This is a genomic window from Acidiphilium sp. PA, from assembly GCF_026191915.1.
Lineage (GTDB): Bacteria > Pseudomonadota > Alphaproteobacteria > Acetobacterales > Acetobacteraceae > Acidiphilium.
This window is the reverse complement of the sequence record NZ_JAIMBY010000053.1, coordinates 1-7179: the sequence shown is the minus strand read 5'-3', so window position 1 is coordinate 7179 and position 7179 is coordinate 1. Positions and strand designations below refer to the sequence as shown.

The window sequence follows — 7179 nt, the reverse complement described above, 5'->3', positions numbered from 1 at the left end:
GGCGTCGTCAGGAAATAGCTTCTGAAATTCGGGGAGCGATCGGGGGAAAGCCAGTTCGTCACGCTGGTGAATGTCAATGGCCGCCATGGCGGGGGCCACTAGCCCTAGTGGGTGTCTGAGTCAACCGGATAGGCACGCAAGAATCCATGCTTACCGCTATATCGACGCCGTAGCCATCTGCCTCGGTCTGGCTTTCTCATCATCGGGATTATCGAATGCCGGTGGCAGGCCGCCCTTCGGCTTGGGATCCTCGACATATTGGAACGGCTCAGTATTCCATGGCCCGCGCTTGTCCTCGCCCTGCGAGAGGTTGAAGACGACGTTCACGGTATCATCAGGGGGGATCGTGCCGAAGAACGGATCGGTCAGCTTACCCATGGAATCCAGTGCCTTCATGAACATCTGCGCATGAGTGATCTCCCTGGTCAGCAGATGCACCAGCGCATCGCGCGTACCCTGGTCATCGCATTGATGGATCAGGGCCTCATAGGTCTGCCGGGCGCCGGCCTCCGCGGCGATATCCGCGCGCAGGTCGCGGACGACGTTGCCGCCTTCGTTGATATATGAGGCTGTCCACGCGGAGCCCTGGCTATCGACAAAATGCGGACCCATTCCCTTGATGGCAAAAAGTGGAACATCGTGAAACTTGTGATGCTCCTTCTGGCTGGTATGCTGCACAATCAGCTTTCCGACCATCTCAAGATGGCTGAACTCCTCCATGGCGATATCTTGCAGCATGTCTCGGATGCCCGCATCCTCAACATGAAAAGACTGCACCCAGTACTGCAGAGCGGCGGTCAGCTCGCCAGTGGCACCGCCAAATTGTTCCAGAAGAAACTGGCCGAATTTCGGGTTGGGCGTCCCTACCTTGACTTCGCGAATAAGCTCTTTACGATGGAAGAACATTCGGACTCCTTTTCGATGGAATAATCTCTGGAGCAAAACTTTGGCTGTTCCAGCATCTGTAGTGGTCAAAAGATTGGCTGATACCGCTGTCGTTCAAGCCGGATGAGTTATTCTTTATTTTTATTTAAATTCTGCTTTGCATCAAATGCGGAGGCATTTCGACTTCCGCATGGCCCGTTTCTTGTTGGCTATTTAGCCCGGCCAACCCGCCCCGGTAGCGCACCTGGTGATGGATGGCCGTCCATCGCCAGCAAAGAATATTTGGCATCTCCGCGCGCTGCACGGCACCATCCAGCAAGACGATCTTAATCTGCTCCTTTGACCGCCAACACCGTAGGACCTCCGGCACTGTTATGCAGTTGAAGATCCATCAGCCGCCTCATCCAATGCCTGCACCGAGGCGTTCTGATTGATGATGGTGCCATAGACACTGCTACCGTTGGAGCCGTGAGCCGAGACAGGACCCGCAACTTTATGCAAATCGCTGCCGCCGTCTGGCCCGGCACCGCCGAAACACGGAACGACAATAGAAAAACCTTGTTGGAGCGTTCCGCGCCGGCACCTCGTGGATACAATTATGATGTGTCGCGCTTCAGATGCTGAGGTCCCGTCGCGAGGTGTGTGGAGATTCGGGGTGGCGTAATCTCCGGGTGAGTTCAACCACCAGACTCGGCGTTCGAGCGCCGATGGAGATCACACCTCCGGCAGCTTTCCATCGGCTGCGCCGATGAAACCTTTGCTGCCTCCGCCATGGACAAGCATAGCACAGCGAGGCCGGAAGCCAGCCTGTTTGACGGGGCTGACTGGTTCGATCCGATCGAGACCGGCATTCGGGACCGGGTGCGCGGGTTCATTGAAGAATTGCTTGAGGAAGAGCTGACCGCGGCTCTTGGCCGAGGCCGATACCGGCGCGAGGAGACGGGCTCAGCCGGCTACCGGCAGGGCAGCAGGAAGAGGACGTTGATAGGATCGTTTGGCCCGGTTGATCTCACGGTGCCACGGGGGCGGATACCAACTGCGGCGGATGACGGGAAGACCGAGGAATGGCGCAGCGCTGTTCTGCCGCGCTACGCCCGGATGACCCGGCAGGGCGGAGGCGCTGATTGCGGCGACCTACCTCTCCGGCACCAACACGCGGCGGGTCAAGCGCGCGCTCGGCGCCTTGTTCAAAGGGGCGGTAGGCAAGGACGTGGTCAGCCGAACTTGGCGGAAGGTGAAGGTGGATTGGGAAGCCTGGAACCGGCGCAGTCTGGCCGAGGAGGATATCGTCCGGCTGATCCTGGACGGAACCGTGGTGAAGGTTCGGATCGACCGCAAGGCAACCAGCATCTCGCTGCTGGTCGTGCTCGGCATCCGCCGCGACGGCCAGAAGGTTCTGCTTGCCGTGAAGAACATGGGAGGCGAGAGCGAAGCGGCCTGGCGGGTTGTGCTCGACGACCTGATCGCGCGCGGCCTGCAGACCCCTGACTTCCTGCTCATCGATGGCGGCGCTGGTCTCGAACGCGCGCTCGCAGCACTTTAGGGGAGCAGCAAAGGTTCCATGTGCAAAGCACATGGAAAGCTGCGGAGGCCGGAAGTGCCGGCGCAGCGCTGTACAGTTCACAAGCATCGGAATCTACTGGCGCATGCGCCGGATGCCCTGCATGAGGAGGTCACCGCCGATTATCACGATATGATCTACGCCGAGACCGCCGTGGAGGTGGCGCGGCGCCGGCGTCTGTTCCTGGCGAAATGGCGGCTGAAATGCCCAGCCGTGGCGTCCAGCCTGGAAGAAGCCGGTGATCGCCTGTTCACCTTCACCAGCCTGCCGGTCAGCCAATGGAAATCCGCGCGGACGACGAATGCGATCGAACGGCTGCACGAGGAATTCAAGCGGCGGATCAAAACCCAGACCGTGCAGCCATCAGCCGAGACCGCGGCAATGCTGTTCGGGTCCTTGCTGGCTTCTGGCCAGATCACCATGCGCAAAGTCGACGGCTGGCAGAGCCTCGGGGAGCCTTCTTCCTCAATGCTACTTGATATCGCCGCCTGACACAGCCATCCTCACCAAGCCGGGGATGCCATTCAGGCAATTGCAACACATCTCGCGACACGACCGATGCTGAAATGATGGCGGGACTAAACCGCTAGGGCTGGTGCGGGCGGTCGGGGTCGAACCGACACTCTGTTGCCAGAACCGGATTTTGAATCCGGCGCGTCTACCAATTCCACCACGCCCGCAGGTGGCCGCCGATACCGCGCTTCTCGCTCTGCACCTATACTGCACCTAGCCCGAAAGTCGAGAACCTACCTCAAAAAATCTATTTGTCGTAACACGCTGAAATGAAACAGTTTTCAACACATCGTGATAGTGATAAAAATGGTAGACAAACCTCTTTTTGAGTGGCGCGTGAGGCGATCTGTTTTGTGTCATCGAACGGCTGGGACGCCTATGGCGCCGCGGTGTTCGGCTTTCAGGTCGCCTGGTGCAATCGCGCCGATCAACCGGTGGAGCGGCTGCCGGGGCAGCCGGCCATCGTGGTCAGGACCCTGTCCGAACTCGCTTTCCTATGGGCGCCCGGCCGATAACCGCGTCAATCGATCATGCTCTGAAGCTCGGATAACACAGCGACGAGATCGATTGTGCGGGACGACGTGATCTCGAGCGCCCGATCCTCGAGCGCCTCGCCATCCGGATGCGCCCGTTGCCAGGCGTGGATCGCCGCATCCCGCTCGATCAGCAGGCTGGCGATATCGTCCGCGAACAACGTGAACAAGGCGCTGATGCATCGGCTGGCCGGCGCCTGATCGGTCAAGTGGTAGGTTTTTGCGAACCCCATGGCCTGTCGCGCTGCTATGAAATCATCGCCGGTGACCCAGCGATTGGTCGTGAACAGGTGGGTTGGGCGACCGAACCGATCGAGTGCGATGGCTATGAGATGATGGATCGGAGCGTCGTCACGGCGCCCTTCCGGCCGCACGAAGGTGTGGATATGCCCGATCTCCGCCCAGTCGGCGCCGCCCTGGCGGTGCTCCTCTGGTGCATGCGCATGGAAATAGTACTGCGCACCCGTCGCCGGATCGAAGACATCTTCCGACGGGTAATGTTCGAACGCGACGAAAGGCGCGCTACTCAGCAACTCTCCGACCAGGTTGGAACCGCGGTCCTCGATCGAGCGCATAGCCGCGACCAGTGAAACGCCGGCCGCAAGACGTCTCTGGTCCAGGTCGATCTGCATTGCACTACTATTTTCCGGAGCAGGTGGCGGAGTTGGATGATGTTGTCCTCTTTCCCGACATCGCAGCGTGATTCGTTTGAGCACCGCCTGTCTTGCTGCTAGATTTCGAGCTCATGGTCTTGCCGTTGCAGCGACTGCCGCTGGTGGCTGCCTGGGCCGGTAAGGCGGTGACCAGCCCGGCAACGGCAACGGCGGAGCCCAGCGTGAGCGATATCTTGGTGATGCGGTTCGGCGACGTGGGATTGGTCATGGCGTATCCTTTCTGAATTAAGCCCTGAGCGATCGACGTGATCGCGTGCGGCCAAGACCCGGCCGATCAACGATCCCGTCACCGGATTATACGCATCGGCCGGCGGTTTGGTTACCCGCGCGGCGCCGCGTTTTTTTGGGTCAATACGGACGGGAGACCATCGACACCACCTTGACTATAATGGATTATCGAGCCACCGGTTCAGGGGGGGACAATGGCGGAGGAAGACGCCCATTGGCGTTTGTGGCTGGCGGCGGCGCAGCAAGGTGATCGCCGAGCTTATGCCGCGTTGTTGTCCGCCGCTCTACCGTGGCTGCGCCGTCGCGCGCGGGCACGATGGCCGCAATCGAATGCCGCGGATATCGAGGATATCGTGCAGGAGACCCTGCTGGCCCTGCACCGCAGTCTGCATCTCTATGAACCGCCCCGCCCGGTAGCCCCATTTTTGTTTGGCATCATGAAACTGCGCGGGGCCGATGTTCGCCGCCAGCGCCACCGGCACGCGGCGCACGAAACAGTTTTAGATGATCTTCCTGTAACCTCTTCAGCCCTGACTGCGTATCCACAGCTGGAGGCAACTATTGACCGTGCGACGATGCGCGCTGCGGTCAGGCGTTTGTCGCCCCGCGACAGAGAGGTTCTCGATATGCTGAAATTGCAGGAAATGAGTTTGCATCAAGCGTCGGCAGCGTCGGGTTTGAGCGTCACAGCCCTGAAAGTCAGAACGTTTCGGGCCATCCACCGACTTCGCCGCGTCATGGGAGTGGGCGATGCGGAATGAAAGCCTGATCGATGCGTTAACCAACGATCTGGCCCCGGTTCGCCGCGCGCGTTCGCCAGGACGAACCACCGCCCTCTGGCTCGCGATCACGCTGCCGGCACTTGCACTGGTCACGCTGGTGATGGGACCACGCCCGGCGCTGGGATCGCTGCTGCTTCGGTCGGGTTTCGCGTTGGACGAAGCTCTGGCGGCGCTGACGGCCATCGCCTCGGCCTATGCCGCGTTCTGCGCGGGCCGGCCTGATCAGCCGGGGTGGAAACTTGTATTCCCGGTTGGAATGATGCTGATTTGGCTAGGTGCGCTCGGCCGGCAATGCCTTCTGCTGACAGCAGCCACGCAGGGGGATGCACTGCGTCTCCACGCAGATGTCATGTGTATTCCTGCGATTGCGATGGCCGGAATCGTGCCGGCGATCGGCATGGTTCTTCTCCTCCGCCGCACGCCCCTGTTCCGTACCACCGCTGCCTCCCTATGCGGCGCCATGGCCGCTGCCGCGGCGGCCGAGTTTTCACTCCGGCTATTTCACGGCGCGGCCAGTTTCGCGACCCTGCTGGTCTGGCAGATGGGTAGTGTTGCCCTGTCCACCCTCGCGGGTAGCGCGGTTAGTCGCGTCATTCTGGTGCAGCTTCGTCGGGGTCAGACCGCGATCAACGCCTTATCCTGAGAGCAGCGGTGCGCGCAGATTTCGAACGCGGCAATGGAGACGGCCGGTCCCCCCAAGGTGTCCACCCATGCTTGCACCGCGTCACCAGTCACGACCCTACCGGCAGCGACATCGGCCATGGCTTCGAGGGTAAGTGTACTCTTCATCTCATCGGCGTCGATCCAAGCGGCCAGAGCCTGCTTGAAGATCCAGCCGCGCGACCGCTCCATCCGGCTCGCCAATTCATCCACCTTCACGGCAAGTGGCAGTGGCACGTGCGCGGTGAGAACTCTGGTCTCCATCTGCCCCTCCCGCTTGAATAATATTCAATCTTAGTGATTAAGATAACAAGCGTCTGCCGAATCGGCATGCGCAAAATCGATCGTTTTCGGGCACCCGGAAAATAGATGCCCAATAATTAGCCATGTAGAGTTTTGAGCGGCAATAAATATTGGCCATCGGTTTTGAGCACATTTTCGTCGTCAACCCCAGCAAACAAAAGTGACGGAGGTTTCCCTTTGGGGTAACTTTGATCGAACACGACCCAAGCGTGATGGTGTTGAGCGGCGTTTGTTTTATCACCATTATCAAACCATTGAATTCTTTTTGTTAACGCTACAACCGCGCAAAACCGCGCGGTGGACATCAGATCAGCAGCCCGCTTTCCGGCAATCCATTGTAGCCGCACCAAAAGAGCAAGCTGACCATCGGTGGTTTCCGAAAGAGCGAGAGCGTGGCGGACAAAATCTAACATTGCGAGAGATGATTTTTCTTGGCCGGTGTGTGAACCGGTATCGCCGTAAGGGGGATTGGTGATAATGGTCCGACAACCGCTTGGTACGGCCTTGCAGTTCATAAAATCAATGCCTGCTGTCCCAAAGCCACGATCCACGATATCTGTAGAGACTACTTCGTGGCCATGCTTTGTCAAAACGGTCGACATTGCCCCCGTACCACAGCAGGGTTCCCAAATCGGACCCCGAAACTTAATGTGACGCAGTAATGCCTCAGTGACCCATGTCGGTGTTGCATAAAAATCCCGGTCTTTACGATTATATCCAGAGTTATGTATCGCACGCCGTGATGTAGTTTCTAGAATTACTTGATCCTGTCCAGATACTTCCTGTACGACTTGATTTTTTAGTTTCATCCATCTACCTCATGCATCAGACTTTAACTCCCTAATGACTCTGTAGAAATGCTGTTGATTTTCGTTGGGAGGCAGGCCGACTGTTATCCGACGCCTAGCCCGCATTATGCATGAAGGTCGGCGAGCATAGCGTAAACCGTTGATTCGTTGTAAGTATTTGTTGTTGAGACAAAACTTCACCACGACGGAACACCATGCTCGCCTCGGTTGCAAATACTCCAATTCTCCCTG

The 7179-nt window shown here is 58.6% G+C and carries 8 protein-coding genes, 1 tRNA gene and 1 pseudogene; 4 read left to right on the top strand and 6 right to left on the bottom strand.

The genetic code is table 11. From position 1 onward, the window contains the following. Nucleotides 1–156 precede the first annotated feature (156 nt). A complete protein-coding gene (locus AruPA_RS21050) occupies nt 157–906 on the bottom strand; it encodes a manganese catalase family protein (RefSeq protein ID WP_035231679.1) in 750 nt (249 codons plus the stop codon). 750 nt (nt 907–1656) lie between these two features. Between AruPA_RS21050 and AruPA_RS21045 the strand changes: the two are divergent. Continuing rightward, nucleotides 1657–2938, top strand: a pseudogene (locus AruPA_RS21045) (IS256 family transposase). Nucleotides 2939–3039: 101 nt separating this feature from the next. On the opposite strand, the gene AruPA_RS21040 reads toward AruPA_RS21045, so the two are convergent. Beyond that, a tRNA-Leu gene (locus AruPA_RS21040) sits at nt 3040–3126 on the bottom strand. A 186-nt stretch (nt 3127–3312) separates the two neighbouring features. Here AruPA_RS21040 and AruPA_RS21035 point away from each other — a divergent pair. Then, complete coding sequence (locus tag AruPA_RS21035) at nt 3313–3474, top strand: hypothetical protein (protein ID WP_245594238.1); 162 nt, start codon at nt 3313–3315, stop codon at nt 3472–3474. A 5-nt stretch (nt 3475–3479) separates the two neighbouring features. Here AruPA_RS21035 and AruPA_RS21030 read toward each other — a convergent pair whose 3' ends face one another. After that, nucleotides 3480–4124 carry a DUF6969 family protein gene (locus tag AruPA_RS21030; RefSeq protein WP_051657652.1) on the bottom strand — a complete coding sequence of 215 codons (645 nt, stop codon included), beginning with the start codon at nt 4122–4124 and terminating at the stop codon, nt 3480–3482. A 7-nt stretch (nt 4125–4131) separates the two neighbouring features. After that, the gene (locus AruPA_RS21025; RefSeq protein ID WP_139334219.1) at nt 4132–4374 is read right to left on the bottom strand and encodes a hypothetical protein; all 243 of its coding nucleotides are present in this window, start codon (nt 4372–4374) and stop codon (nt 4132–4134) included. Between the two features lie 214 nt (nt 4375–4588). Between AruPA_RS21025 and AruPA_RS21020 the strand changes: the two genes are divergently transcribed. Then, the gene (locus tag AruPA_RS21020; RefSeq protein ID WP_076454834.1) at nt 4589–5155 is read left to right on the top strand and encodes an RNA polymerase sigma factor; all 567 of its coding nucleotides are present in this window, start codon (nt 4589–4591) and stop codon (nt 5153–5155) included. Next, on the top strand, nt 5145–5819 hold the full coding sequence (locus tag AruPA_RS21015) for an NrsF family protein (RefSeq protein ID WP_051657651.1): 675 nt from the start codon (nt 5145–5147) through the stop codon (nt 5817–5819). The genes AruPA_RS21020 and AruPA_RS21015 overlap by 11 nt, the downstream gene beginning before the upstream one ends. Here the strand turns inward: AruPA_RS21015 and AruPA_RS21010 are convergent. Continuing rightward, a complete protein-coding gene (locus AruPA_RS21010) occupies nt 5792–6100 on the bottom strand; it encodes a CopG family ribbon-helix-helix protein (protein WP_139334220.1) in 309 nt (102 codons plus the stop codon). The two genes, AruPA_RS21015 and AruPA_RS21010, sit on opposite strands and share 28 nt — an antisense overlap. 116 nt (nt 6101–6216) lie before the next feature. Beyond that, a complete protein-coding gene (locus AruPA_RS21005) occupies nt 6217–6948 on the bottom strand; it encodes a hypothetical protein (protein WP_139334221.1) in 732 nt (243 codons plus the stop codon). Nucleotides 6949–7179: the final 231 nt, after the last annotated feature.

What these genes read in the sequence shown, in the direction of transcription:
- AruPA_RS21010 (WP_139334220.1), bottom strand. Translation starts at nt 6,100, where the DNA reads ATGGAGACCAGAGTTCTCACCGCGCACGTGCCACTGCCACTTGCCGTG.
- AruPA_RS21020 (WP_076454834.1), top strand. Translation starts at nt 4,589, where the DNA reads ATGGCGGAGGAAGACGCCCATTGGCGTTTGTGGCTGGCGGCGGCGCAG.
- AruPA_RS21015 (WP_051657651.1), top strand. Translation starts at nt 5,145, where the DNA reads ATGCGGAATGAAAGCCTGATCGATGCGTTAACCAACGATCTGGCCCCG.
- AruPA_RS21030 (WP_051657652.1), bottom strand. Translation starts at nt 4,124, where the DNA reads ATGCAGATCGACCTGGACCAGAGACGTCTTGCGGCCGGCGTTTCACTG.
- AruPA_RS21005 (WP_139334221.1), bottom strand. Translation starts at nt 6,948, where the DNA reads ATGAAACTAAAAAATCAAGTCGTACAGGAAGTATCTGGACAGGATCAA.
- AruPA_RS21025 (WP_139334219.1), bottom strand. Translation starts at nt 4,374, where the DNA reads ATGACCAATCCCACGTCGCCGAACCGCATCACCAAGATATCGCTCACG.
- AruPA_RS21050 (WP_035231679.1), bottom strand. Translation starts at nt 906, where the DNA reads ATGTTCTTCCATCGTAAAGAGCTTATTCGCGAAGTCAAGGTAGGGACG.